This window comes from Microcoleus sp. MON1_C5, assembly GCF_036701875.1.
Taxonomy (GTDB): Bacteria; Cyanobacteriota; Cyanobacteriia; order Cyanobacteriales; family Microcoleaceae; genus Microcoleus.
This window is the reverse complement of the sequence record NZ_JAUBRN010000012.1, coordinates 90,154-115,915: the sequence shown is the minus strand read 5'-3', so window position 1 is coordinate 115,915 and position 25,762 is coordinate 90,154. Positions and strand designations below refer to the sequence as shown.

At 45.7% G+C, this 25,762-nt stretch carries 22 protein-coding genes; 13 read left to right on the top strand and 9 right to left on the bottom strand.

Annotated features, from left to right (window positions below):
- Window positions 1-108: 108 nt before the first annotated feature.
- The 4 genes from polA to QUA71_RS08805 all read left to right on the top strand — a co-directional run bounded on the left by polA (window position 109) and on the right by QUA71_RS08805 (window position 6,928).
- Window positions 109-3,132 (top strand): DNA polymerase I, encoded by a 3,024-nt coding sequence (gene polA / locus QUA71_RS08820; RefSeq protein WP_333284119.1) that lies wholly within the window; start codon window positions 109-111, stop codon window positions 3,130-3,132.
- An 11-nt stretch (window positions 3,133-3,143) separates the two neighbouring features.
- Entirely contained in the window at window positions 3,144-3,716 is a 573-nt protein-coding gene (locus QUA71_RS08815) for a thermonuclease family protein (RefSeq protein ID WP_333284117.1), read from the top strand.
- 553 nt (window positions 3,717-4,269) lie between these two features.
- On the top strand, window positions 4,270-4,791 hold the full coding sequence (locus tag QUA71_RS08810; protein ID WP_190662892.1) for a hypothetical protein: 522 nt from the start codon (window positions 4,270-4,272) through the stop codon (window positions 4,789-4,791).
- A gap of 421 nt (window positions 4,792-5,212) precedes the next feature.
- Window positions 5,213-6,928, top strand: coding sequence for an ATP-binding protein (locus QUA71_RS08805; RefSeq protein ID WP_333284115.1), 1,716 nt, complete (start codon window positions 5,213-5,215; stop codon window positions 6,926-6,928).
- Window positions 6,929-7,209: 281 nt separating this feature from the next.
- Here QUA71_RS08805 and QUA71_RS08800 read toward each other — a convergent pair whose 3' ends face one another.
- Entirely contained in the window at window positions 7,210-7,902 is a 693-nt protein-coding gene (locus tag QUA71_RS08800; RefSeq protein WP_190662894.1) for a DUF2259 domain-containing protein, read from the bottom strand.
- 407 nt (window positions 7,903-8,309) lie between these two features.
- On the opposite strand from QUA71_RS08800, the gene clpB reads away from it, so the two are divergent.
- The gene (clpB, locus tag QUA71_RS08795; protein WP_333284111.1) at window positions 8,310-10,925 is read left to right on the top strand and encodes an ATP-dependent chaperone ClpB; all 2,616 of its coding nucleotides are present in this window, start codon (window positions 8,310-8,312) and stop codon (window positions 10,923-10,925) included.
- Between the two features lie 119 nt (window positions 10,926-11,044).
- On the opposite strand, the gene QUA71_RS08790 is transcribed toward clpB, so the two are convergent.
- The gene (locus QUA71_RS08790; RefSeq protein WP_333284109.1) at window positions 11,045-11,236 is read right to left on the bottom strand and encodes a ribbon-helix-helix domain-containing protein; all 192 of its coding nucleotides are present in this window, start codon (window positions 11,234-11,236) and stop codon (window positions 11,045-11,047) included.
- Window positions 11,237-11,275: 39 nt separating this feature from the next.
- Window positions 11,276-11,524: a ribbon-helix-helix domain-containing protein gene (locus QUA71_RS08785; RefSeq protein WP_333284107.1), complete on the bottom strand. Its 249-nt coding sequence runs from the start codon at window positions 11,522-11,524 to the stop codon at window positions 11,276-11,278.
- A 131-nt stretch (window positions 11,525-11,655) separates the two neighbouring features.
- On the opposite strand from QUA71_RS08785, the gene QUA71_RS08780 reads away from it, so the two are divergent.
- Window positions 11,656-11,889, top strand: a complete 234-nt coding sequence (locus QUA71_RS08780) for a hypothetical protein (RefSeq protein ID WP_333284105.1) — start codon at window positions 11,656-11,658, stop codon at window positions 11,887-11,889.
- 163 nt (window positions 11,890-12,052) lie between these two features.
- Here the strand turns inward: QUA71_RS08780 and QUA71_RS08775 are convergent, their stop codons facing one another.
- From QUA71_RS08775 to QUA71_RS08765, 3 genes are all read right to left on the bottom strand, one after another.
- The gene (locus QUA71_RS08775; RefSeq protein WP_333284103.1) at window positions 12,053-12,715 is read right to left on the bottom strand and encodes a hypothetical protein; all 663 of its coding nucleotides are present in this window, start codon (window positions 12,713-12,715) and stop codon (window positions 12,053-12,055) included.
- 92 nt (window positions 12,716-12,807) lie between these two features.
- Window positions 12,808-13,470 carry a hypothetical protein gene (locus QUA71_RS08770; RefSeq protein ID WP_333284101.1) on the bottom strand — a complete coding sequence of 221 codons (663 nt, stop codon included), beginning with the start codon at window positions 13,468-13,470 and terminating at the stop codon, window positions 12,808-12,810.
- 231 nt (window positions 13,471-13,701) lie between these two features.
- Window positions 13,702-14,727, bottom strand: a complete 1,026-nt coding sequence (locus QUA71_RS08765) for a YihY/virulence factor BrkB family protein (protein ID WP_333284099.1) — start codon at window positions 14,725-14,727, stop codon at window positions 13,702-13,704.
- Window positions 14,728-14,884: 157 nt separating this feature from the next.
- Between QUA71_RS08765 and QUA71_RS08760 the strand changes: the two genes are divergently transcribed.
- Window positions 14,885-15,517 carry a hypothetical protein gene (locus QUA71_RS08760; protein WP_190662902.1) on the top strand — a complete coding sequence of 211 codons (633 nt, stop codon included), beginning with the start codon at window positions 14,885-14,887 and terminating at the stop codon, window positions 15,515-15,517.
- Between the two features lie 309 nt (window positions 15,518-15,826).
- On the top strand, window positions 15,827-16,816 hold the full coding sequence (locus QUA71_RS08755) for a mechanosensitive ion channel family protein (protein ID WP_333284097.1): 990 nt from the start codon (window positions 15,827-15,829) through the stop codon (window positions 16,814-16,816).
- Between the two features lie 136 nt (window positions 16,817-16,952).
- Here the strand turns inward: QUA71_RS08755 and purU are convergent, their stop codons facing one another.
- From purU to thrC, 3 genes are all read right to left on the bottom strand, one after another.
- Entirely contained in the window at window positions 16,953-17,807 is an 855-nt protein-coding gene (gene purU, locus QUA71_RS08750; RefSeq protein ID WP_333284095.1) for a formyltetrahydrofolate deformylase, read from the bottom strand.
- A gap of 113 nt (window positions 17,808-17,920) precedes the next feature.
- Window positions 17,921-18,541: a Uma2 family endonuclease gene (locus QUA71_RS08745; RefSeq protein WP_333284093.1), complete on the bottom strand. Its 621-nt coding sequence runs from the start codon at window positions 18,539-18,541 to the stop codon at window positions 17,921-17,923.
- 130 nt (window positions 18,542-18,671) lie between these two features.
- The gene (thrC, locus tag QUA71_RS08740) at window positions 18,672-19,796 is read right to left on the bottom strand and encodes a threonine synthase (protein ID WP_445243765.1); all 1,125 of its coding nucleotides are present in this window, start codon (window positions 19,794-19,796) and stop codon (window positions 18,672-18,674) included.
- A gap of 120 nt (window positions 19,797-19,916) precedes the next feature.
- Between thrC and QUA71_RS08735 the strand changes: the two genes are divergently transcribed.
- The 5 genes from QUA71_RS08735 to QUA71_RS08715 all read left to right on the top strand — a co-directional run bounded on the left by QUA71_RS08735 (window position 19,917) and on the right by QUA71_RS08715 (window position 25,657).
- The gene (locus tag QUA71_RS08735; protein ID WP_333284092.1) at window positions 19,917-20,198 is read left to right on the top strand and encodes a hypothetical protein; all 282 of its coding nucleotides are present in this window, start codon (window positions 19,917-19,919) and stop codon (window positions 20,196-20,198) included.
- A gap of 257 nt (window positions 20,199-20,455) precedes the next feature.
- On the top strand, window positions 20,456-21,508 hold the full coding sequence (locus QUA71_RS08730) for a fatty acid desaturase (protein WP_333284090.1): 1,053 nt from the start codon (window positions 20,456-20,458) through the stop codon (window positions 21,506-21,508).
- Window positions 21,509-21,690: 182 nt separating this feature from the next.
- Entirely contained in the window at window positions 21,691-23,193 is a 1,503-nt protein-coding gene (locus QUA71_RS08725) for an AAA family ATPase (RefSeq protein ID WP_333284088.1), read from the top strand.
- A complete protein-coding gene (locus tag QUA71_RS08720) occupies window positions 23,193-24,122 on the top strand; it encodes a ParB N-terminal domain-containing protein (protein ID WP_445243763.1) in 930 nt (309 codons plus the stop codon). The genes QUA71_RS08725 and QUA71_RS08720 overlap by 1 nt, the downstream gene beginning before the upstream one ends.
- 440 nt (window positions 24,123-24,562) lie before the next feature.
- Entirely contained in the window at window positions 24,563-25,657 is a 1,095-nt protein-coding gene (locus QUA71_RS08715) for a Rho termination factor (modular protein) (protein ID WP_333284084.1), read from the top strand.
- The last annotated feature ends 105 nt before the right edge of the window (window positions 25,658-25,762 follow it).

The window sequence follows — 25,762 nt, the reverse complement described above, 5'->3', positions numbered from 1 at the left end:
CACAGTAAGCCGAGACCCCATCAACTGTCAACCGTTCTCAAGTCTCTCGGCCATCCTTCCGGTCGATCAATGCCGACTGACAACTGAGTACAATGAGAAAATCCTTTCGTGCGATCGGTATTTGTGTCTGTGTCGGCAAATCAAGCTCCCATCTTCATCTTAGTTGACGGTCACTCCCTGGCCTTTCGCTCCTACTTCGCCTTTGCCAAAAGTCGAGATGGGGGTTTGCGAACTACGACGGGCATTCCCACCAGCGTCTGTTTTGGCTTTCTCAAGTCGCTACTGGAAGTAATGGCGGCCCACGACCCCCAGTACATGGCGATCGCCTTTGACCTCGCCACACCCACATTTCGCCACGAAGCAGACGACACCTACAAAGCCGGTCGAGCCGAAACACCGGAAGATTTTAAGCCGGATATCAAAAACCTGCAAGAATTGCTCACCTATTTGAATTTACCTGCAATAACTGCTCCCGGTTTTGAGGCGGACGATGTTTTGGGAACTTTGGCAAACAAAGCCAGCGCGGCCGGTTATCAGGTCAAAATCCTCACGGGCGATCGAGATTTGTTTCAATTAGTAGACACCGAAAAACAAATCGGGGTATTGTATTTGAGTACCGATGAACTCAGGCGATCGGGCAAAGGCAAATCCCAAGAATACGGCCCGGAAGCAGTCAAAGAAAAACTCGGCATTTTGCCAGAACAAGTAGTAGATTACAAAGCCCTCTGCGGCGACAAATCCGACAACATCCCCGGAGTTAAAGGCATCGGCGACAAAACCGCCCTGCAATTGCTGGAAGCTTACAATTCCCTCGACGGCATTTATGCAGCCATCGACGAAATTAAAGGAGCAACTAAGAAAAAGCTAGAAGAAGGCAAAGAAGCTGCTTATCATTCTCAACGCATGGCGACAATTGTCCAAGACGTGCCCTTGGAAGTAGACTTAGAAAATTGCCAGCTCAAAGGTTTTGATGAAGCAGCCTTGATCCCGATGCTGGAAAAATTAGAATTTAAGACATTTTTAAGCAAAGTTAAACAAATTCAAAAAAGGTTCGGCGGTGTTGAAGAAACCGTAGTAGAAAAGGGCGTAGAAGACACAGTAGAAAAGAGTGTAGAAGCCACAGTAGAAAAGGGCGAACCCGATGCCCACCCCACAATAGATAAGTCACCTGCAACTTCTGAAAGTTCAGAAGACGATGCGTTGTGGTTTTTTAGTCCCGCAGAAACCCTAGCCGCCCAGCAGGAAAACAAACTGCCAATTAAACCCCGAATAATTCAAACAACCGAACAGTTAAACGAATTAGTCCAACTGCTGCAAACCTACACCGACAAAGCCTCACCCGTGGCGTGGGATACCGAAACCACCGCCATCGAACCGCGAGACGCCGAATTAGTCGGAATTGGCTGCTGTTGGGGAACAGGCGAAGAGGATGTTGCTTACATTCCCACGGGACATAAAACGGGCAAAAACTTGGACAAAGCCACCGTTTTAAATGCTTTGCGTCCGATTTTGGAAAGCGAGAATTATCCGAAGGCGCTGCAAAATGCTAAGTTCGATCGATCGATCCTGCGCTGTCAGGGAATCAAACTAGCCGGAGTCGTCTTCGACACCATGCTAGCCAGTTACGTACTCAATCCCGAAACCAGCCACAGCCTCAGCGAATTGTCAAGGCACTACTTAAAAATTGTTGCCAAAACTTACAATGAATTAGTGCCGAAAAACAAAACAATTGCTGACATTAGCATTCGAGAAGTAGCCGACTACTGCGGCATGGATGTTCACACCACATTTCAGTTAGTAGGTAAACTGAGAACTGAATTAGATAAAGCTGACGAACATAACTTTCCCGATAAGTCTTTGCACAAGTTGCTGCTGGAAGTAGAACAGCCCCTAGAACCAGTTTTAGCAGAAATGGAATTCTGCGGAATTCGCATTGATTCAGCTTACCTGCAAGAACTCTCGCAACAGCTAGAAAAGAGCTTAAAAGAAATAGAAGAAAAGACTTATCAAGCAGCGGGGAGAAAGTTTAATTTAGGTTCCCCGAAACAACTCAGCGAAATCTTGTTAGAAAAAATCCCGGATGAGTTTCAGAAAAAGTCTCGCAAAACGAAGACTGGATACTCTACAGACGCCGCTGTTTTGGATAAATTGCAAGGAGACCACCCGATTGTAGACGATTTATTAGAACACCGAACATTATCCAAGTTGAAATCAACTTATGTCGATGCTTTGCCACAGTTAGTGCGTGCAGAAACCGGGCGAGTGCATACAGATTTCAACCAAACTGCAACTGGTACGGGAAGGCTTTCTTCTTCCAATCCAAATTTACAAAATATTCCCATCCGCACCGAGTTTTCGCGACAAATTCGCAAGGCTTTTTTACCGGAAGAAGGTTGGCTGATGGTGTCGGCTGACTATTCTCAAATTGAACTGCGAATTTTGGCTCACTTGAGTCAAGAACCTGTGTTAATTGAAGCTTACCAAAATAACCGAGATGTGCATACCGTAACAGCTCAACTGCTGTTTGAAAAAGAGGAAGTAACGCCAGACGAAAGACGGTTTGGCAAAACGATTAATTTTGGGGTAATTTACGGTATGGGGGCGATTAAGTTTGGGCGCTCGATGGGCAAAACTTCAGCAGACGGCAAAGAGTTTATTAAGCGATTTAACGAGCGTTACATTAAGGTTTTTGAATTTTTGGAGAAAGTAAAAAAAGAGGCGATCGCCCTCGGATACGTTACCACAATTCTAGGCCGCCGCCGCTATTTAAAATTCGAGAGCGAAAGCCTCCTCGACTTAAAAGGCCGCAATCCCCAAGACATTCACTCGGATAGACTTAAATCTGTCAGCAGAGATGACGCCCAATCTTTGCGGGCCGCAGCCAACGCTCCCATTCAAGGCTCTAGTGCTGATATCATTAAACTTGCCATGATTGAAGTACACAAAATTTTGCAAAACTATCAGGCGCGGCTGCTGCTGCAAGTTCACGATGAATTAATCTTTGAAGTACCTCCCGATGAATGGGAAGAATTGCAACCGAAAATTAGAACTGCGATGGAAAATGCTCTGCCACTTAGCGTACCGCTGATAGTTGACATCCACGCTGGGCAAAATTGGATGGAAACTAAATAAAACACAGAAATATGAACCCAACAAAAATCCCCCTTTTCCCAACAATAAAAACCTTAAGTGCAGTTGCTCTGCTATTGCTACTATTCGGGTGTCCACAAAAGTTAGCGCCCAACAACTATGCTGTCAAGCGAGTCAGCGACGGCGACACCCTTGTCGCCAGCGATAGCGCCGGGAAAGATATAAAAGTGCGTTTTGCCTGTGTAGATGCACCGGAAGTCGCGCACACAAATGCTGAGAAAAATAGCAAAGCAGCAGCAAAAAAAAATCAATTTAAGTGGGGAAATCTAGCGCACCAAAGAATGCAGCAGCTCGTCAAAAAAGGGGGGGGTCGCGTTGTCTTGACCGTCACCGATACTGACCGCTACGGCCGCAAAGTTAGCGAAGTTCGTTTGCCAAACGGCACATTTGCCCAAGAAGTTTTGATCCGCGAAGGATTAGCAATGGTTTACCGTCCTTACTTGAAAAACTGTCCGAGTGCAAGTATTCTGGAACAAGCGGAAGCCGAAGCTAAGAAAAAGCGTCGCGGCGTTTGGGGAGATTCTAAGTTTGTTCCTGCGTGGAAATTTCGGAACAGTGATAAATGATCGGAAGAAGGAAGTTAGGCAATGGATTGTAGAAGGGATTTAACGGATTTAACGGAGGGATCTTGAGTAGGGACACGGCATTGCCGTGTCCTTACGGTTCGCTTTGAATTTTAATAATTGGTATAAGATTGAGGATGGTAGCAAGACTTTTTTAAATTTGTATTATGTTGTTGACAGGGAATCTGGGAACCTGTATCAGAGATTTACAGTCTTGGACAGATTCAGGTCTTGTTAAACCCGGTCTCTACTATAAATCGTAGGTTGAGCTGCGAGGCATCCGCCCAGAAACCGGGTTTCTAGATACTGAGGGCGATCGTCCTAATTTAGTACAATACAATCAGGACGAGGTTCTGCTCCTACGGTCTGCAATCTGTGGAGTTTCGGCGATAGCTGACGCCAGATTCATCTAAAACCAGACTTGAGTTCGATCGCACTTTTCTCCGACCTGTTTTTTCGGAAAAGTCAACAAATGTGATAGGCTCCAGATAAACTAATAGACTGCTGACAAAAGCGGTCTATTGCAATCACCCAAAATTAACTTTAAGGGACATCAATGAATTTCAAACATCTGGTTATTTCCGGTCTTGCGCTGATCCTCGGTACTGCAATTGTAGGAAATGCGATTGCTCAAGAACTGACCGACAACCAAAAAACGGTTATTTGTCGCTTGAAAACAGAAGTTGACCAGCGGAAAGGCAACGGTCAAAAATTAGTATTTGTGCCGTTGCTGGGCCAGGTTCGCAAGCAAGTTTCATCTCCTTTTAGAGCGACGTTGCATCCTAATGTGGAGTATGTTTTTGTTGCCACTTGCGACGGAAATTGCCAGGATTTAAACCTAGCTCTCAAGGATGCAAGCGGTCAGGAAGTCGCTGTCAGTCAAAAAACAGGCGAACTGGCGTCAATCTCTTTTACTCCCCCATCCCAAGGCGAATATCAAATCAGTGCTAAACCTGGCGAATGCACGACTGCAGAGGGTTGCAGTTACGGCCTGGGAATCTTCGTTCCTGCCTCTGCAAACGTACCTAATGCTTCAAGAATTCCTGCTGAGATAGCACAATTTCGACTTTGCCAGTAGGGGAACAGCGAGAGAGTTGTGGGTTGCGAGTAGAGTAGAGTTTTCAATCAGAAATTTAACTCATAACTTGCAACTTATAACTCGCGACTTATATCGCAACCACGCCCGACGGTGAGTACGTTCTTAATGACTGATACCATGTCTTTGACTGCTTCTTCCTTCTTGCTTTTTTTAATCTGAGCGACTTGCCCGCTCGTATCGCCGAAGGAAAGGGAGCCGAAGGCAGCCGAAGAGCCTTATTCCTTCTGCTATAACTTGTTACGCATAACTCCTCCAAAGTGTCAAGCCGATCGAGCTGTGGAACCCTGCAAAGACCCCACAACTGCCGAAACCTGACTTGAAGCCAGAACTTTATTTACCCTCAGGCAGGCATCAATTAGAATATAGATGGTGCCTCTCAAAGGTGACGAGTACATTGCCCATGTCTTTAACCTTAGCTTTGAAAAATCAACTGCAGAACCCTCCTCAAATAGGCGTGAAAAGTCTGTTGGGCCGCTTAGGTATCAGGCAGAAAATCGGCTGCGGATACGCCTTGGTCCTTGGTATTGCCGTTTTAGGTGCTGTGGCGGGACGGGGAGTAGAATCCTATCACAAACAGCAAGTTAGAGAAAAACTAGCGATCGACCGAGAGAAAGCGGAAATCCTGACAAACCTCAATAACACGGTGCAGGAAGTCAGAATTCAGCAGCAAGAGCTGGCGAGTCTGACGGCCAAACCGCAAATTTTCGATCGCCAACGCTCGGAATTCCTGACTCGCGTTGCTCAGATGAGCGGCATCCTCGAACAACTGCAAGCCCCGTCGCAGACGAAGAATCCCGAGATTGCCAAAGACTACCAACAGCTTCAACAGTTCGCTCAAGTCAACGGCAAAACCGTAGAATCATACTTTCAACAAGTACAAAAAATGTTGGCTACTGCGAAATTATCTGCTTTGAATCCGAAGCAGCAGCAGGCATTGGGGCAGAATTTGAACAATTTTGTGGCGGGCGAAACTGCTTTGAAACTCAAAGAGTTTTCCGAGGATTCAGCCCTACTGGCCGGCCAATTTCGCGAGAAAGCAGACGAGGCATTTAGAACCTACGAAAATGCCGAAAAACTCGGAACTCTCATTCTCGTTGGCTCTCTCTTGATATCAGGTGCGATCGCAGCAATTCTAGCAGCATACACCAGCGGGGCGATCGCTCGCTCCCTAGAAGCCACCACCCTCATCGCTCAGCGAGTCACAGAAGAATCGAACTTTGATTTGCAAGTACCCGTCACTACTTCCGACGAAGTGGGAATGCTAGCAATTTCCCTCAACGAACTGATCCAAAGAGTAGCGGAATACACAGAAGAATTGCACGAAGCAAAAGTAGCCGCCGAAGCTGCCAACCGCTCCAAAAGTGCATTTCTCGCCAACATGAGCCACGAACTCCGCACCCCCCTCAATGCCATCATCAACTACAGCGAAATGCTGCAAGAAGATGCTCAAGATTCCGGTTCCGAAGATTTTCTCCCCGACTTAGAAAAAATTCAAACCGCAGGCAAACACCTGCTCGACATGATCAGCGACATCCTCGACATTTCCAAAATAGAAGCCGGTCACGTCACCCTTTATTTGGAAAACTTCGACGTGGCGACGATGATTGAAGAAGTGATGACTACGGCTCAACCGCTAGTAGAGAAAAAAGGCAATGCTTTAGCACTGAAAACCAAAGGCGAACTCGGCACAATGTACGCCGACCAACCGAAAGTGCGGCAAATTCTTCTCAATTTGCTCAGCAATGCTGCCAAATTTACCGAAAAAGGCGTCATTACTATCGGCGTCGAAAGAATTATAATTGAAAAATCAAGGCCGGCGAAACAAAATAAAAATAATGATTTTTACTCGGGTTCAAACTACAGTTCTCAAGTGTTAATTTTTAGAGTCAGCGACACCGGCATTGGGATGACAAACGAGCAATTAGAGCAGATATTTAAACCTTTTATTCAAGCTGATGCCTCGACTACCCGCAAGTATGGAGGCACGGGTTTGGGATTGACAATTAGCCAGCGTTTGTGTCAAATTCTCGGCGGCGAAATTAGCGTCGAAAGCGAAGACGGTAAAGGTTCAACTTTTATTGTCAGTCTCCCGGAACGGGTGGTAATGCAGGCATAAAGTCAGGCAAGATAGGGATTTTGACAGGGATACACGGATTAATGATTGAGCATTCGTCAATAGTCAGGAGACAGATATTCAAGGAAAAAGAAAGAGCGAGGAAGGAAGAGGGAAATTTTAAAATGTATTGATATATTAATTATCAAAATAAAGAATAATTAACAACCCGATCGGGAGTGACGCACAGACTCTATCTGTAGGTGCGCCGCGTGTACCTTACATATAGGGGTTCTGGGTAAGTTTTGAGAATTCCCAGGTTTTGACCTGGGAATATAGCAAGCCTAAAGAACAAAGCCTTGTACAACAGTAGTTTTCAAGACTCCTTCAAAAGTGCGTTCTGTCTTGTCCACCAGGACAACGACATTGCGCCCGTTCGGAGACAAACGAACTTCTCGGATTGAATAAGAGAACACCCAATCTTGAAAATTGTTCAGCGATCCGAGGACACGCTGCCGACCGTTATGATTAATTACAAGACGCATTGCCGCGCTTTCTTTGCCAGGAGAAGCCGTTTTTTGCCGCTGTTCCAGACGAATTTGTAAAGGCTTTGCTGTATTGACTTTGACGGCGACTGTCTCGCTTCCATTGGCTCCGGGAGTACGAGAAATAATGTTCAGTTTAGTTCCACCTTGAGGAGGAGTTAACTTCAAACTTTCCCTACTATTCCAACTTTTTTTAAGCAAGTCATCTTCTGCCATTTTAGTGCTTTTATTCGAGTCTGGCTCGCCATATTGAGTTTGGATACACCCATTTTTGATGCAGGAATTTGCAGCAACTTGGACAATTTGCAATTTTGCTTTGGGAATTCCCGCTCCTGTATCTCTGGAACTTTCTAGATACAAGTAGTAATTGCTGTCGGCGGAAAAACCAGACATCCGGTGTGCGGCACGCCAGGTACTTGCCAAAGCTTCAGGGGCGACTGCGATCGCGGCACTTGCTATAATACCTAACGAAATTAAAGGTAAAATTTTCATAGCTATATAGTCCTGTTCTGAGAGTTATAGCGGCTGTTATTGATGCGTAAAACAATAACGCTTTGGGTTTAGCTATAGGACTGTGACGATTCTCAAGTCCTCTCTCCTATTTACATGAGTATTTCTCCATTTTCCGCAAGAGACTGTTTAAGAATGTGCAGTTTTTTCAAGTGGCACTAGAAAGCATTTTTAATGTGAGAGTTGCTTTTATCCAAGAGTGCAACTTTTAGGGGCGAGAGTTTGCTTTTGGCTGCCAGAGACTGCGACAAAGGACGGAAATACCTATCTACAGATAGGGGAACACCGATCCGCCCCCCCTCCGCAACTCCCTAAAATGACAATTGTACGGGCGATCGAGCAATTGCCCCTACAGCAGCCATCATTTTCTATTCAGGGAATTAAAATTTATGCAACCGAATAATCCAAACCAATTTACAGAAAAAGCCTGGGAAGCCCTCGCCCGCACCCCCGAAATCGTCAAAGCAGGTCAGCAGCAGCAGCTAGAAAGCGAACATTTGATGAAAGCTTTGCTGGAACAAGAATCGGGGCTCGCTAGCAGCTTATTTAACAAAGCGGGAGTTTCTGTAGCAAAATTGCGCGATCGCACTGATGAGTTTATCAGCCGCCAGCCGAAAATCTCAGGAAGCGGCGGCAACGTTTATCTAGGTCGTTCTCTCGACACTTTGCTCGATCGCGCCGAAACTTACCGAAAAGAGTACGGCGATGAATTTATTTCGATCGAGCATTTGATACTAGGTTACGTTAAGGACGATCGTTTTGGCAAAAACCTACTACAAGAATTTAAACTAGATGAAGCCAAGCTCAAAGATATCATTACCCAAGTCCGGGGGAAGAACAAAGTGACCGATCAAAATCCAGAAGGCAAATACGAAGCGCTGGAAAAATACGGCCGAGATTTGACTGAAGCCGCGCGTCAAGGCAAACTCGATCCGGTAATCGGACGGGATGACGAAATCCGCCGCACGATTCAAATTTTGAGCCGTCGCACCAAGAATAACCCGGTATTGATTGGGGAACCGGGAGTCGGCAAAACTGCGATCGCCGAAGGACTCGCCCAGCGAATTATCACCGGAGATGTGCCGCAATCTCTCAAAGACAGACAATTAATTAGCTTAGATATGGGCGCGTTAATTGCCGGCGCAAAATTCCGGGGAGAATTTGAAGAACGCTTGAAAGCGGTGCTCAAAGAAGTGATGGATAGTAACGGCAAAGTCATCTTATTTATTGATGAAATTCACACCGTTGTCGGTGCCGGCGCAACTCAAGGCTCGATGGATGCCGGTAACTTACTTAAACCCATGTTAGCGAGGGGAGAATTGCGCTGTATCGGCGCTACAACTCTCGACGAATACCGCAAGTACCTCGAAAAAGATGCGGCACTAGAACGCCGTTTTCAACAAGTTTATGTTGACCAGCCGACAGTTGAAGATACTGTCTCGATTTTGCGGGGCTTGAAAGAACGCTACGAAGTTCACCACGGCGTGAAAATTTCTGACAGCGCCCTAGTGGCGGCGGCTACTTTGTCTACTCGATATATTAGCGATCGCTTTCTGCCAGACAAAGCCATTGACTTGGTGGACGAAGCAGCCGCTAAACTCAAAATGGAGATTACCTCCAAGCCGGAAGAACTAGACGAAATCGACCGCAGGATTTTGCAGCTAGAAATGGAAAGACTGTCCCTGCAAAAAGAAAGTAACTCTGCTTCGATAGAACGCTTGGAAAGACTGGAAAAAGACTTAGCCAACTTCAAGGAACAGCAAAACGCTTTGAATGCCCAGTGGCAATCGGAAAAAGGTGTCATCGGCAGCATTCAAAAGATTAAAGAACAGATTGATAAGGTGAATATTGAAATTCAGCAAGCTGAATTAAAATATGACCTGAACCGCGCTGCTGAGTTGAAATACGGCACGTTAACTCAGTTGCAAAAACAACTGCAAGAAGCAGAAACTCAACTGACAGCAACTCAAACCACAGGTCAAACTCTACTGCGGGAAGAAGTCACCGAATCCGACATTGCCGAGATTATTTCTAAGTGGACGGGAATTCCGATCAGCAAGTTGGTTGAATCGGAAATGCAGAAACTTCTGCACTTGGAAGATGAACTGCACAAGCGGGTAATCGGACAGGATGAAGCGGTGACGGCGGTTGCAGATGCAATTCAGCGATCGCGCGCAGGTTTAGCCGATCCAAATCGTCCGGTTGCAAGTTTTATCTTCCTCGGCCCCACGGGTGTTGGCAAAACCGAATTAGCCAAAGCATTAGCTTCTTATCTGTTCGACACGGAAGAAGCGATCGTGCGAATTGATATGTCGGAATACATGGAGAAACACGCGGTTTCGCGGTTAATTGGTGCGCCTCCGGGATACGTTGGCTACGACGAAGGCGGACAATTAACTGAGGCTGTGCGCCGCCGTCCTTACTCAGTGATTCTATTCGATGAAATCGAGAAAGCGCACCCGGATGTTTTCAACATCATGCTGCAAATTCTGGATGACGGCCGCGTTACCGATGCTCAAGGTCACACGGTAGACTTTAAGAATTCTGTGATTATTATGACATCGAATGTTGGCTCTCAATACATCTTAGATGTGGCCGGAGATAACGAACAAATGCGGAGTCGGGTGATGGAAGCCATGCGGGGAACTTTCCGGCCGGAATTCTTGAACCGGATTGATGAGATGATTATCTTCCACGGTTTGAGTAAGGCCGAACTGCGGCAGATTGTGCAGTTGCAAGTTAAGCGCTTGGAAAAACGGTTAGCCGATCGCAAGATGTCTCTGAAGCTGTCGGAATCTGCGATCGACTTCTTAGCAGAAATTGGTTACGATCCGGTTTACGGTGCGCGGCCTTTGAAGCGGGGAATTCAACGCGAGTTGGAAACGCAAATGGCGAAGGGTATTTTGCGGGGAGATTTTGCTGACGGCGATACCATTTTTGTGGATATCGAGAATGAAAGGTTGGCGTTTAAGCGGCTGCCGGCACAGTTGGTAACTGCGAAATAATTTGAGTAGGGTGGGCTGCGGCCCACCTTATTTTTTTGAGGGGCGATGGTTCTTTTTTTGACCGCAGATGTAGGCGGATGGAGGCGGATGGAGGCGGATGGGATTGCGGGCGATCGTTCTTAAGGGCGATCGCTTTCTGATTTATCTTTTTTCTGTTCTTGGCGTTCTCGAACAGATTTAGTCAGCAGGTACGTTGCCAAACTGCTAACGGATCTGCTGTCTTCTTCTGCCCATTCTTCGAGAGCTTTTTGAAACTCTTCTGGTAGGTATGCGGTAACTCGTCCCCGTGAAGCCATTTCGTTGTACTGCAAAACATTTCAACACAGTCCATCTTACGCCGGGGCCATCGCTTAAGGGCGATCGCCTTCTGATTTATCTTTTTTCTGCTCTTGGCGTTCTCTGACTGCTTTAGCTGCCACATGGGAAAGCAGGTTTGCGAGCGTTCTATCTTCTTCTTCGGCCCATTCGGACAAGGCTTGATGAACGTCTTCTGGCAGTGTAACTGTGACTCGCATTCGTGAAGGCATTGGCAGGCATGGTTTTACTTCAATTGTCTTCAATCTTACACTCCAACACCCTTTGATCTCTTTTTGTGTCATTTGATGTCAATGACATCAACTTATGCTATTAGTGTATATAAGGCTCAAGCCCTAACAAGTCAAAAGCCAGCCCCTTACTGTGGAAGGTTCCGGGCTGGCTCTGGCTCCAACATTCAATGGAGACAAATTCTATGATGACATACAAACAACGCTTGTGTTGTTGGGCGATCGCCCGTCTGTTACCCACTCAGCAATGGATTATTGTTGCCCGCTTCCGCAGTTGTTCAGATGCAGACGGGCATTTTCAGTTTTTGCGACAAACTATACCTCACGTCAAGTTTGAGGTTGTGTTCGATTCCAGTGGGGACAGTCACCGTTTATCGGCGTTGGGCAGCCCTTCCAATCCCGTCACCAGCGCGTTATAAATGGTAATTTTCGCGCCGATTTCAGTTAACTAAACATTTGCGATCGCACTTTTTTTGATAAGTGCGATCGGCCTTCCTTCCTTGAGTCCCCCTCTGCTGGGACGAGAGTTTCTGTAGAAGCGATTTCAATCGCCGAGTTATCTGTTAGGCTGTCTCTACTAACTTACTTCCGCACCATCACATTGCGAATTACAGCGTTCGGCTGATACTTATTCGTCCGATGTAAACTGCCTTGACTAGCCCCGTAAATCCCCGCATATTGCCTCCCTTCAGCCTTGGGAGCAAAGCTAATTTTTTTATTAGGTTGGTTGGCAAAGACAATCCCTTCTATTGATTCATAGTCCGTGTTATAACCTAAAGTAGCCTTGCCGTAAATTGCCTCTGCTTGTTTTAAGGTCATTCCCGGCCCCACACCCTCAACTGTTTTATAATTGGGATTGTCAGTCATTAAATCTTCAATGACATCCGTATCTTTCAGCTTTGTACGACCAGGATAAATAATCCAATATTGCACTTTTCCCGACTGGCTGACAGCCACAGCATCAAGGCCATCAATAAAACGAGATTCCTTAAACTGTGCCGTAGAACCCAGAGCCTTTTTCAATTCTCCGAAAGTCATCCCCACCTTTGCCTCGCCAATTCCGCGCTCGGAAATTGTTAAACTTGCAGCAGGTGTTTTTTGAGCAGCCTTTACCGCTTCTCCCAGCGCATTTGTAGCCACACCCGCAACAGCGGAACTGGGACTCGATATTGCTCCCAGATAAGAGCCGATCGCCAGCAAAACAGCTATCATTGATCCAGCAGACAAAACTTTAACATTCAACATGGCTAATTCTCCCCGATTTCAAATGCGACTATCTACCCGTATCTTTTTCGTTTACGTTAAGAAACCGGGGTTTTTCGTCCAGGATTGATAACTTACTGCCGCACCATAACAGACTTAATCACAGCATTCGGCTGATACTTATTAGTCTGATAAAACCCCCCTTGACCAGCGCCATAAACTCCCGCAAATTGTTTCCCTTCAGCCTTGGGAACAAACATAATGTTTCTAGTGGGTTGCTTTGCGAATACAACCCCTTCTCTCATTTCATTATCCACGTTATAAGATAAAGTCGCCTTGCCGTAAATTGCCTCAGCTTGTTTCAAAGTCATTCCCGGCCCGACGCCCTGACCTGTTTTATAACTAGAATTGTCAGTCATCAAAAGTTCAATGACATCGGTATCTTTTAGCTTTGTACCCGCAGCATAGATAATCCGATATTGCACTTTTCCCGACTGACTGACAGCCACAGCATCAAAGTCTACCATAAAAGGAGACTGTACCTTAAACTGTGCTGTGGAACCCAAAGTCTTTTTCAATTGTCCGAAAGTCATCCCCACCTTCGCCGCTCCAATTGTGCGATCGGAAATTGTTAAATTTGCAGAAGGTGTTTTTTGAGCAGCATTTGCCGCTTCTCCTAGCACATTTGTAGCCCTCAGCGCAACAGTGGAACCGGGAGTGGAAATTAAGGTGAGGTAACTGCCGATCGCCAGCAAAGCAGCTATCATTGATCCAGACAAAACTTTAACATTCAACATGACTAATTCTCCTAGATTTCAAATGCGACTATCTACCCGCATCTTTTTGACTATCCTGGGCCTCACCCTCCTAGTTTGGATTCTCAGAGGTGTTGGCCTCTTGACATTCATTCCCGGTGGTGTCATTTGGATACTGATTTTTCTTTCTTTTGTTGCGGGCATTCTCAGCACTTTACTCCGTAGGTAAGCCAGCATCCGGCAAATAACAATTAACAATTCAAAATTAACAAATTATTTTAATTTTGATTGTTTCATAGCCTTTCCCACTGTCACATTCAACTGAGCGCCTATCAGCATCACCAAAGAAGAAATCTCCAGCCACAGCAGCAACACAATAAAACTGCCGATTGTGCCGAAAGTCCAGGTGAAATTGCCCAAATGCAAAACATAAAACCGAAATAAAGCTGAAAATAGCGCCCACAAAATAGCAGCCAAAACAGCTCCCGAAAAAATAGGAATATCTGGTTGACGGCGGCTAGGCCCGTAGCGGTAAACAAAAGCAAAAGCCAGTGATACAATTCCCAAAGAAATCGGCCACCGCCACAGCCGCCAAGCACCTAACAGTTGCGACTCTAAAGGGCAATTGCCGGCGAGGAGCAAGCAATTTTGGACATCTTTTAAATCGCAATTGGCGACCGACTCCAGCAGGCAACTCTGGCGGGCAATAGCTTGTACAATTAAGTCGCTGACAAATACTACTCCCGATGCTAGAATTAACAGCACTATTGTACCGATACTCAGCCCCAGAGAAATAAGTTTGGCTTTCCAAAATGGTCTAGTTCGATCGCTCGGGATTTCATGGATGCGATCGAGTGCAGCCATCGCGGCGCTCATTACTCCAGAAAATATCCAAATCGCCCCAAAAAAGCTCACTGAAAACAGCCCTTTACTCCGAGTTAAGAGAATTTCTTTGATTAAGCCAGCAATCAAATTCCGCACGTCATCGGGTATAACTTCGCCCAAAAGACGGGCGAGTTGATAAAGTGTTGACTGCAAAGGTTCAAAGAGAGCGATCGCAGATAACATGGCCAACAGCCCCGGAAACAGCGCCAGCATAGAATTGTAGGCCATTTCCGCAGACAGCCCCGGCAAACGCTGCTCTCCCGCCTTCGCCCCGACTTCCTTGAGCGTACCCCAAGTCAAACACCGACAAAACAGCCAAAAACCCCCAAATTTGCGTTTGAGAGCTCGAAGCAAGCTTAAAAGCGCCTTAAACAAAGCTAAAATCAGGTAGCGCAACGAGTAAGAAATGTTCATAGCGCACAGGAGAGGGGGAACTAGAAAAGGGAAAATGGATGCAGGACGATCGGGCAACTGGAAATAAGGAGCGTTAATTAATTAAGCCATTACCAATTTGCCGTTGCTAATCTAAAATCTAAAATCTAAAATCTAAAATCTAAAATCTAAAATCAATATGGCTCAGGATGTCAGACAGTGGTTAGATGAAATCAAGCGGCTGCAACAGCAGTTAACAGAAGTTTCGCGCGATCGCGATGAGGCCGGTGAAAGTGCGGCTCAGTGGCGGCAACTCTACAATACTGAAGCCGAACAGCGGCGGAATGATGCTAAATTAACTCAGCAAATCATCGCTTCTCTGGAAGCACAAATAGAGCAGTTACAAAATTTTTCTCCCATTGTGCCCGAAGAGGATGATGCTGGGGTTGCTCGCCAGCAGGAAATCGCACAACTGCAAACAGTAGGCGAACTTAAAGCTAAGTTAGCAGAAGTTCTCGAAGAGCGCGATCGGGCGATCGAACAAGTTAAACAACTCACTCAAGCCCTCAAACAAGAAGAAGCCCGCCACGCCGAAACTAGCAAAAATTTAACTAGCGCCCTCGGAGATGCTGTTGACTTGCTCACGAAAGCCCAAAATCCCGCTCCTGCAAAAACCGAGACAGTATATTCTTTGGAGATAGTACCTACTCGCACTGCAAATCCTGGCGAAACTGCTCTGGAAATCCGCCAAACTTCCGCCCCAGGCAAAAAACCCGCCCAGCTTCCACCTTCTAAAAATCAGTTACTCGATTTACCGCCCTTTGGGAATTAGGACTTAAAAATTCAGGAAGTGTCGGCATGGCGATTACCATCGGCAGGTGGGATTTAGTCAGCGATTCCTTGTTTTTGTTTTTCCTGCAATTAAGCGGCATTAATTCATCGGCTTCTTTATTATTCCGCACCTACAGGAAGTTTACTAATCGATGTAACTGTACTATATCCCAACCTATAATCCGCATTCAAAATTTAGAAAACTGCCAAAAAATCTGCCTCGCGTCGTAGTAATCTACAGCCTTTAGATAGAACTTAATCGAGCTAAATTTTACTACTATCGACAACGGCTGATGCGCGAGGAAACTTCATGAAGGCAGAGATATCCATAGTCTGGAAAAAGATTCAGAGCATGATCGACAGCTTTATGATCATGCTGCCCAATATTGTGCTGGCATTAATTGTCTTTGCAATTTTTTACTTTGTGGGTAGGCAAATTAAGAGAGTGGTCAGGCGAGTTACCCGCAACCACCACCAAGCTCGAAATTTGGGGCTGGTGTTAGGACGGTTGGCGCAGGGTACGATCGTTCTAGTGGGTCTGTTTATTGCTCTTTCGATTGTAATTCCCACATTGAAAGCTGGGGATTTGGTGCAACTGCTGGGAATTAGCGGGGTGGCGATTGGTTTTGCATTTCGCGAGATATTGCAAAACTTCTTAGCCGGTATCCTAATTCTGTTGACGGAACCGTTCCGAATCGATGACCAAATTGTGTTTAAAAACTTTGAGGGAACGGTAGAAAATATTGAGACCCGCGCTACAACAATCCAAACTTATGATGGTCGGCGGATTGTCATTCCTAATGCCGAATTGTTTACGAATACGGTGACAGTGAATACCGCTTTCGATCAACGCCGCATGGAATACGATATTAGTATTGGTTACGGCGACGATATTGACCACGCCAAGCAGTTAATCCTGGAAGCACTGTACAGCCTGAAGGAGGTTTTAAAAGCTCCTGCACCCGATGTACTGGCGATGGATCTAGCAGAAAGTACGGTCAATCTCCGCGTTCGGTGGTGGATTGCTCCGCCGCGCCGAATTGACGATCTGCGATCGCGCGACAAGGTAATTTGTGCTATTAAAAAAAAGCTATATGTGGAAAACGGCATCGATTTGCCTTATCCCACGCGGAACATCTTGTTCCACGATCGAACCGAAGAAACCGATGGCGATCGCTCCCAGCAGCGTGAAGGATGGCCCGCAGACAAACGTAAAGTTCCGAAACCTCGTCGTATTAGTGGCTCTGTGCGAAAACTGACCCAAGGGCGATCGCAACAAGACGGCAACGGAAAATCTTAACCGCGTCACAAGTCATGAATAATGTCAAGTGGAGCAAACTTTGGAATTCGCTGCACTTGGCTCGTGCAACTGGAATTTATATTAATCACCGAGCGATCGAAGGAGTAACAAACCCGATTGATCTCATGCCTAATTTTTAAGCAAAAACCACAGTCCGATTGCCATAAACTAAAACACGATTTTGTAAATGATATCGCACGGCTCTTGCTAACACAACTCTTTCTAAATCTTTACCTTTGCGAACCAAATCAGACACTTCATCGCGGTGACTGACGCGCACAACATCTTGTTCGATAATCGGGCCAGCATCTAAATCTGGTGTAACGTAGTGAGCTGTTGCACCGATAATTTTTACCCCTCTTTCATAAGCCCTTCCGTAGGGGTTTGCACCCACAAACGCGGGTAAAAATGAATGGTGAATATTAATCACATTGGGAAATTTTCTGATAAAGTCTTGACTCAAAATTTGCATATATTTAGCCAAAACTACTAAATCAATATTATAGTTTTTAATAATTTCTAACTGTTGTGCTTCTTGAATAGCTTTATTGTCTTTAGTAATGGGAATATACTCAAAGTCGATACCGTATTGTGCGGCAACAGGCTTTAAATTTTGATGGTTGCTGATTATCAGCGGAATTTCACCTCTGATTTCTTGCGCTCGCTGTCGCCAAATCAAGTCTAATAAACAATGATCTTGACGGCTTACAAAAACCGCGATCCGCCGAATTTGATGGGAGAAATGCAATTGCCAGTTGGCTTGTAAGTCCTTGGCTATTTCACTAAAAGCAGGTGTTATTTGTTCGGTGGTTAAGTCAAAATCATCTAATTGCCATTCTAGCCTGCTCAGAAATAATCCGGCGGTAAAATCTGTATGGTGATCCGCGTGGATAATATTGCCGTTGTGGGATGCGATAAAATTGGCAAGTAAGGCGACGAGTCCTTTGCGATCGGGACAGGCAATTAACAGAGTTGCAGTAGGGCTAGTCATTGTATAATCGCTAAAGTTTTATTGACGCTCCGCACCATACAAGCTCTTTGAAGTTATTCTGTAGGGTGTACGCTACGCAGCTTACTGTTACTCGAACTACCGCCGTTTGGTAATCAGGAATTTAAAATACTGCTTGCTGCTAAGATTTGTTGTGCGGTTAACTGCAAGTCTGGAAAGAGCGAAGAAATCAGTCGATCGCTCTTTTGAAACAACTGTTTTTGATACTCATCTTCTAGCAGCATACAAATCGTAATTGTCGGCTGTTTGGGTTTGCCAATATATTCTCGGCCGCCAATGCCCAGATAATCCACAATCCAATACTCAGGCACTCCCAGCAGTGCGTAATCTTCAACTTTGCGGGCGTAGTCGTTCTGCCAATTGGTGCTGACGACTTCAGCGATTAGTTTAATTGAGTTTCCCGATGTAATTACAGGTTCTTGTTGCCACAAAGGTTCATTAATTAGTTGAGTTCGATCTACTACAAGTACGTCGGGGCGAAACGCTGTTGCTGTTCCTAATAGTTTGATGAGACAGCGAGGGGGAATAAAGTAGGGTAGATCCACACGATCGATTTCTACATTGAGTTTTCGCCCGAGGAAGGCGGATACTTGTTCGTGCGGCCCCGTTGGTTCGATTTCGGTTAATTCACCATCGATTAGTTCGTAAGGATCGCTGTCGCCAAAGTGGGCAATAAATTCATCAACACTTAGAAGTTTGGCAGGTGATTGAACCATTCTGTTTGCTCCTGGTGATGAATTAAGAATTTTTTTAACGAACCGCAGAGGACGCAGAGGACGCAGAGGAAGAGAAGAGAGAGAAGATGACAAAGAGTTTTCATATTTCCCTGTTCCCTCTTCCTTCTTCTTAAAATCCCATCGCCCCAGCTACCGCATCCAAAGTCGGAGCAATACCGCTTTTAAACAGATTGTTGCTGTGATTAATTGCGGTATCCGGGTCTTTCAAACCGTTACCAGTCAACACGCAAACCACCGTCGCCCCAGTCGGAACTTGGTCTTTCACCTTCAGCAAACCGGCCACAGAAGCTGCACTCGCCGGTTCGCAGAAAATCCCTTCCTGCGATGCTAACAAGCGGTAAGCGTCGAGAATTTCGGCGTCGGTGACTGCGGCAAAACCGCCGCGGCTGGCTTCGGAAGCTGCGATCGCCTGTTTCCAGCTAGCCGGATTCCCAATCCGAATTGCCGTCGCCAGGGTGTCCGGGTGCGCCACCGGTTCTCCCGTCACCAACGGTGCAGCCCCGGCGGCTTGAAATCCCATCATCTGCGGCAGGCGCGAACATTTTTTGGCTTGGTGGTATTGACAAAAACCCATCCAGTATGCTGTGATGTTCCCCGCATTTCCTACGGGAATGCACAGCCAGTCTGGGGCGTCGCCTAAAGCGTCCACCACTTCAAAAGCTCCGGTTTTCTGACCTTCCAATCGGTAAGGATTCACCGAATTTACCAAGGTCACAGGGTAGTTAACAGCCATTTCGCGGACAATTTCTAAGGCGCGATCGAAATTTCCGCCAATCGAAATGACTTCCGCACCGTAAAGCAAAGCTTGCGCCAACTTGCCCAAAGCCACGTAACCCTCGGGAATCAACACGAAAGCTCGCATCCCCCCGCGTCGGGCGTAGGCGGCGGCGGCGGCCGAAGTATTGCCGGTACTGGCGCAAATTACTGCCTCGGCACCAGCTTCCTTCGCCTTGGAAATCGCCATTGTCATCCCCCGGTCTTTGAAACTACCAGTGGGGTTGAGGCCGTCGTATTTCACCAGGACGCGCACGTCTCGACCAATGAGAGAGGCGATCGCCGGTGCTGGAATCAGGGGAGTATTGCCCTCTTGGAGGGTCACTACCGGCGTGGTTTCTGTCACCGGCAGGTAGGGGCGATAAGCTTCGATCAAGCCGGGCCAGCCGTAGCGCTTGGGCGAGGCGGCGCGGGCAGCAGAGTTAGCAGCAGAGTCAGTAGCAGGTAGAATCAGGGTCACGGTGTCAATGGTTTTAGGCAATGGCTAAGGAATTTACACTAATTTTAGCTCGATCGGTTAATTTGATGTTTAATACGATCGGTTCAGGTTAAAGTAACTTAATGGTGTGAATGTGTAGATATGTCTACTCAATTACTGATGTCAAATAATTCATCGACTCTTTCCCGGCCTCAAGTCACCGCGAGCAATCCCGAAATGGCTAGTTCTTCTACGCTATCGACCAGTTTTGCGCGCAAAGTAAATTCGGTGAAGTGCCCCTACCAAGCCGATCAGCAAGTTAAGTTCCTGCACTTGCAAGCGGAAATCGAATCCTTGCTGCTGGAAGTGCAAAGCCTCAAACAGCAACGCTCGATGGCTGGCTTGCGGGAGATCGACCCCATTTCGGGCAGCAACAGCAATTAGCAGACAACAGTCGCTAATGCTAATTGTCCTGCCCCTGTGTTATAAAAACGAATGTTTTGCTACCCGCAGTGTTTTTTGCCAAAAGTGCTAGAAATTCCTAACTGCGGATAGCGATCGCTAGCTTTTGCTAAAACGCGCTTGCCTACAGCTCAACTCGTCTGCTGCTTGCTGGCAACGAGCTGACATTTTACGGCGCTTTTTTATTGCGCTAATTTGTTAAGCCATCGTCATGGCATACGGAGAATCGAAATCAATTTATGACAGCATCGATCGAAAAACCACTAAATTTGACATCCGCAAGTGACACTTCCAACCTGCGCCTGAAAGATATTCTCAAAACCCTGCCGCGGGAAGTATTCGTCAAAAACCCCCGCAAAGCTTGGACAAAAGTAATCGTCAACGTTCTTTTAGTTGCGGTCGGTTACTGGGGCATAGCAGTCTCTCCTTGGTTTCTACTACCCCTAATGTGGATTTTCACAGGCACCGGATTAACCGGTTTTTTTGTGATCGGCCACGACTGCGGGCACCGGTCATTTGCTAACCGCCGCTGGGTAAACGATTTAGTCGGACATATTGCATTTCTGCCGTTGATTTATCCGTTTCACGCATGGCGGCACGGCCACAATTACCACCACAAACACACCAACAAACTTGGCGAGGATAATGCTTGGCAACCGATGACAGCAGAAGACTACGCTGCTGCTCCCAAGGCATTACAAATAGCTTATAGTTTAATATTCGGTCGGATGTGGTGGATCGGCTCGATCGCCCACTGGGCAAAAGTGCACTTTATGTGGTGGCGCTTCAAAGGCAAACAGCAACAAGAACAAGTGCGGTTTTCAGTTTTTGTCGTTTTAATCGGTGCTGCGATCGGATTCCCGATTTTAATTGCAACCACAGGCATTTGGGGATTTGTCAAATTTTGGTTGATGCCCTGGCTGGTTTACCATTTCTGGATGAGCACTTTTACGATCGTTCACCACACAGCACCAGATATTTCCTTTAAAGAACCGGAAGAATGGGACGAAGCCCAAGCGCAACTATCGGGAACAGTTCACTGCGATTATCCCCGCTGGGTAGAGTTTCTGTGCCACGACATTAACGTGCACGTTCCCCACCACCTTTCAACTGCTATTCCCTGGTACAATTTGCGCCTCGCCCACAGCAGCTTAAAGGAAAATTGGCAAGATCATCTCTACGAAACAGAATTTTCTTGGTCTTTAATGAAGCGGATTGCCGAAAACTGTCACCTATACGATCCGGCTGGCGGCTATCAGACATTGCAGGAATTTAACGCTCAAAACAAGTAGTTTTTAAGCGCGATCACTCCCCGAAAAACCCGGTTTGTCAAACACAACCGGGTTTTTCGATATTACAACCCATAGCCTTTGTAAGGGGCGGAATGCGCGCCCTACTGTCAATATCAAAATCCGTACCATTATTAAGTCAGTCATTCCCAATCTAAAATCTAAAATCTAAAATCTAAAATCGAATGACTTTCAATCCCAATAACTGTCGCAACGAAAGCGAAGTAGAAAGCAAACTCATTGTCAGCTATCTGCTACCAAAGTTAGGCTATACGCCCGACACTTGGCACCAAGAAATCGCCTTTGGGAATATTCGTCTAGACTTCCTCTCATTTGCCACCCAAGTTATCCCCATAGTTGTCGATGCAGACTCGCCAATGAGTGTAGTTATGGAGGCTAAACATCCGAAGGAAAATTTAGACCGCCACCTGCGAAAACTCCATCGCTATTTAACAAGTTTGAGCATCCGCTACGGCCTCATAACTAACGGTAAAGAAATTAGAATTTATGCCAGAATCGCCGATGAGATTCAGCTAGTCTTTAAGTGTGCTGGACAAGACGTAGAAACTCGAATTGATGAAATTATCGCTTTAATTGGCAGAGAGAGTTTAAAATTTATAAAAAATCCCGATAATCTCGAACTGGAAGATAGTAAAATTAATTTGGTTAGTCCTGAGTTAATTAGCGAAGTCCCAGTACAGCCCAACAATCCCGCCACCGCAGAACCTGAGCCAAGTCAAATCTCAGAACCGGAACAAATACCTGAAAATTATCCAGTTAAGCCTCAAGTTAAATCCGATGTAACCGTTCCCCAAAAAAGGCAAAATACTATGAAAATCATTGCAGTTTACCACAATAAAGGCGGCGTTGGCAAAACTACAACCGTAGTCAATTTAGCCGCAGCGCTGAGCAAGCAAGGTAAAAGAGTCCTGGTAATAGACTTAGATAGTCAAGCGAATACAACATTTGCGACAGGTTTAGTAAAATTTGAGGATGAAGAACAAGATGATTTGAAAAACAACAATATTCTTCACGTTTTGCAGTCAGCAGATTTTTACTCAATATCAGAAGTCGCGAGAAAATCTAATTTTTGCACTCCAGCAATAGATGTGATTCCTTCTCATATTGATTTAATGCAATATGAACATGAACTAAACTCACTGGATTACAGTAAAATAATTCTGATTCAAAAACTAGCCGAAGTACAAGAAAAATACGATATTGTACTGATTGATACGCCGCCATCTTTGAATTTATATGCTAGAGTTGCTTTGATTGCTGCTGATTATTTAATTATTCCTTCTGACTTAAAGCCTTTTGCCAATCAAGGACTAATTCATGTCAAAGATTTTATCGGAAAAATCAATGGATTCAAGAAACTAATTGGCAGAAATTCTCTAGAAATTTTAGGCGTACTTCCTTGTAAAATATCAACTAACACTAAATTTATACAGTACAGTTTGCCCAAACGGAGGGCGACAATTCCCAAACGCTACGGCCTGGAAATTATGGAAAGCGCCATTTACGAAAGAGATGATTTGGCTAAGTGTGCAGAACAAACTCAGATGGTGGGAGATCTGGAAATTGCCGATCCGATTTCCGTGCTAGACTTTAATCCAGATTCTACCGCATCTCAAGAATTTGAAGTATTAGCAATGGAAGTCTTGGAAAAGATAGGTGGTAAATAATGAAAAAATTATTGGTGTCGTTGGTTCTAGTTAAAAAGATTACATCCACAGTTCCCCGTTCCAATTTTGCCGAGCGCGATTTGGAGAAACTGGCGCAACTGATTTTAGAATTAGGAGGATTAATCAACCCCATAATTCTCCGCCGCAACGGTATGGATTCCTACGAGATAGTAGAGGGAGACTTTGAATACTACGCTGCGGCGAAAGCCAGGGAAATCAACCCTATGAAAGGCGAGACAATCGGAGCATTTATTCTTGAACCAGAAAATGAAGGACTGCTTTTAGAGCAAGTTCAAGCGCTGAGGAAATCAGCAAAAACTGAAAATTTAGTTGAGCTCCCAGAAACCGGGTTTTTTGAGGAAAATACTTCGTCACAGTCCGCAGATTCAATCAAAAACCCGGTTTCTTTGGTCGAAGTCCCTAAATCCTGTGAGAATGAAACTCCTCAATCATCATCCAGTTTAGAACAGCGGCTAACCAATCTTGAAGCTCAGTTTGAAAACCAAATTAATGAATTAAAAGCCGAGTATGCCCGTGAAAAACAGGTATTAGCACAGAGTATACAAGAAGTTGAAAACCGAATATTACAACAAGTATCTCTGTTAGTTGAAGCTGGTTTAGCAAACAGAATTAATGAGTTAAACTCAGAGTCGCCAACCGAAAAACAAGTGTTGGTAGAGAGGATACCACAAGTAGAAAACGTAGCTTCCGAATCAATGTCGGCGTTGGAAGCACTAAATAGTCTAGATCAATCTGCACTGTTCGCGAATTTTAAAGATGCTGGATTAAAGCTTCCAGTAATCAAAACAATCATCCAACAGCGAGGTGTGCGACAGTTTACATCATTTGCAAATGTGGTGGAACGTGTTGATAAGTTAGGTGACAAAACAATGATTAAAATAATTGATAAGTGGCAAAAATACTCATAACTCGCAACTCCTGCGGCCACTCGCAACGCCAGCCCGAGCGCCCTGACGCCAAAAAAAGTAAAGATGAGTAAAGCACTGTATCCTTGGTGTCCCACAGCCAGTTAAACTCATCACAGTAGCTTTTTTTAGGAATTGCAGTAACTTTTGCCGTAGCTTGCGGGGCGGGACGCCATCGCCCGGGCTGTCACCGCACAGCCAGCCGCACAGTTACAGCAGCAACGCCATATCTCCCCCAGATAACCGAGTTCGATCGCAGACTGGGAAGACTCAGCCCAAGAAACCCTTTAACTTACCACGGTCTGGGTAAGGTGTTTGTCTCGCACCTTACAATTAGAGTCCTTGGGTTAGTCCTGCATCCCTTAAAACGCAGGCTGTAAAGTGCGAACATCCATAAATACCTACACACCAGATTTTAATGACAAAAGGGGACTTGTAACAAGATGGATCGATCGTCCGATCAAAACCGAATAGTTGAATATTTGCGGATTAAGCCAATTAGTCACAGTCAGATTTACACTTCCCAAATTGCAGTACCAGAGCTCCAGAAGGGCGAAATTCCTCGCGAACGCCGCGAAGCTCTCAGGAGAAGTCTGATCGAGCAAGGAAGCAACTTGATTCCTTTAATTGTACGTCGAACAGAAGCTTACAGCAACGAAGAAGAATATGAAGTTGTTTGCGGCTCAGATTGGTGTATTGTTGCTAAAGAACTCGGCATCGAGCAAATGTGGGCGTGGGTATTTGAAATGACCGACGAGGAGGTAGCTGTTGCTCAAGCAGAAATGGAACATTTAGCTCCGCAACCGACTCATAAAACAGCACAAATTGAGACTCTACTGCAACAATTTGAGCTATCATTTCAAAAAAAGGTAGATAGTCTAACAAAACAAATAGAACAATCTGTAAAAAAAAATGAAGACCTGCTAAAAAAGCACGTAAAAGCTCTAACTGAGCAGAATTTTGAGCGTAACCAAATAGAACAGATTAAGCATTTGCTCGAACAAGTGGAAAAAGCATTTCATGAAAAGGTAGATAAAATGGCTAAAAAAATTGAACAATCGAGCAGCAACCTTCCGCCAACATCGGCTGTTATTTCTGAGGTAAATATTGAAGGTGCTTTGAGACAGTTGGATGAACTGGAAAGACTGCTGTCAATAAAATTAGAACGCACAGTCCAAACAATTAATCAGTTTGTTTCCGAGGCCATTGAAGACGTAGAAAATGACCTAAAAAATCAAATTGAAACGCTCCGCGGCCAACTGGGAGCCGCAGCGACTAACTCAGAAAGACAGCGCGAGGTACAGCCGAAGAAGCAGTCAAAAACACAGTCGAAGAAGCAGTCGAAAGCACAGCAGAAACCTCAGTTACCGCAGTTGCAGTTAGAGTTGCCGTTTCCGTCCCCCTCCCCAGAAGAAGACTACGAAAGTCTTTCGCTGAGACGGTTGAAGGCGATCGGCAAAGACAGGAAAGTGCGGGGCTACGCGCGCATGAAACGACCGGAAATTCTGGCGGCTCTCAGACAAGCTGACGGCAGATAAAAGGGTAGTTGCTAATAGTTAAAAACTAATTATTGGCTGTCCGATCGCGTTTTTGAGCAAAAAGCGCGATCGGGCTTTCAGAATCGTCCTCGGCAGAGATATGAA

Bases quoted from the DNA above. Each gene is read 5' to 3' on its own strand.
- purU (WP_333284095.1), bottom strand. From the start codon at position 17,807: ATGACTAGCCCTACTGCAACTCTGTTAATTGCCTGTCCCGATCGCAAA.
- QUA71_RS08780 (WP_333284105.1), top strand. From the start codon at position 11,656: ATGATGACATACAAACAACGCTTGTGTTGTTGGGCGATCGCCCGTCTG.
- QUA71_RS08760 (WP_190662902.1), top strand. From the start codon at position 14,885: ATGGCTCAGGATGTCAGACAGTGGTTAGATGAAATCAAGCGGCTGCAA.
- QUA71_RS08755 (WP_333284097.1), top strand. From the start codon at position 15,827: ATGAAGGCAGAGATATCCATAGTCTGGAAAAAGATTCAGAGCATGATC.
- QUA71_RS08775 (WP_333284103.1), bottom strand. From the start codon at position 12,715: ATGTTGAATGTTAAAGTTTTGTCTGCTGGATCAATGATAGCTGTTTTG.
- QUA71_RS08805 (WP_333284115.1), top strand. From the start codon at position 5,213: ATGTCTTTAACCTTAGCTTTGAAAAATCAACTGCAGAACCCTCCTCAA.
- clpB (WP_333284111.1), top strand. From the start codon at position 8,310: ATGCAACCGAATAATCCAAACCAATTTACAGAAAAAGCCTGGGAAGCC.
- QUA71_RS08810 (WP_190662892.1), top strand. From the start codon at position 4,270: ATGAATTTCAAACATCTGGTTATTTCCGGTCTTGCGCTGATCCTCGGT.
- QUA71_RS08715 (WP_333284084.1), top strand. From the start codon at position 24,563: ATGGATCGATCGTCCGATCAAAACCGAATAGTTGAATATTTGCGGATT.
- QUA71_RS08730 (WP_333284090.1), top strand. From the start codon at position 20,456: ATGACAGCATCGATCGAAAAACCACTAAATTTGACATCCGCAAGTGAC.
- QUA71_RS08770 (WP_333284101.1), bottom strand. From the start codon at position 13,470: ATGTTGAATGTTAAAGTTTTGTCTGGATCAATGATAGCTGCTTTGCTG.
- QUA71_RS08725 (WP_333284088.1), top strand. From the start codon at position 21,691: ATGACTTTCAATCCCAATAACTGTCGCAACGAAAGCGAAGTAGAAAGC.
- QUA71_RS08720 (WP_445243763.1), top strand. From the start codon at position 23,193: ATGAAAAAATTATTGGTGTCGTTGGTTCTAGTTAAAAAGATTACATCC.
- QUA71_RS08800 (WP_190662894.1), bottom strand. From the start codon at position 7,902: ATGAAAATTTTACCTTTAATTTCGTTAGGTATTATAGCAAGTGCCGCG.
- QUA71_RS08765 (WP_333284099.1), bottom strand. From the start codon at position 14,727: ATGAACATTTCTTACTCGTTGCGCTACCTGATTTTAGCTTTGTTTAAG.
- QUA71_RS08745 (WP_333284093.1), bottom strand. From the start codon at position 18,541: ATGGTTCAATCACCTGCCAAACTTCTAAGTGTTGATGAATTTATTGCC.
- QUA71_RS08785 (WP_333284107.1), bottom strand. From the start codon at position 11,524: ATGACACAAAAAGAGATCAAAGGGTGTTGGAGTGTAAGATTGAAGACA.
- QUA71_RS08815 (WP_333284117.1), top strand. From the start codon at position 3,144: ATGAACCCAACAAAAATCCCCCTTTTCCCAACAATAAAAACCTTAAGT.
- QUA71_RS08735 (WP_333284092.1), top strand. From the start codon at position 19,917: ATGTCTACTCAATTACTGATGTCAAATAATTCATCGACTCTTTCCCGG.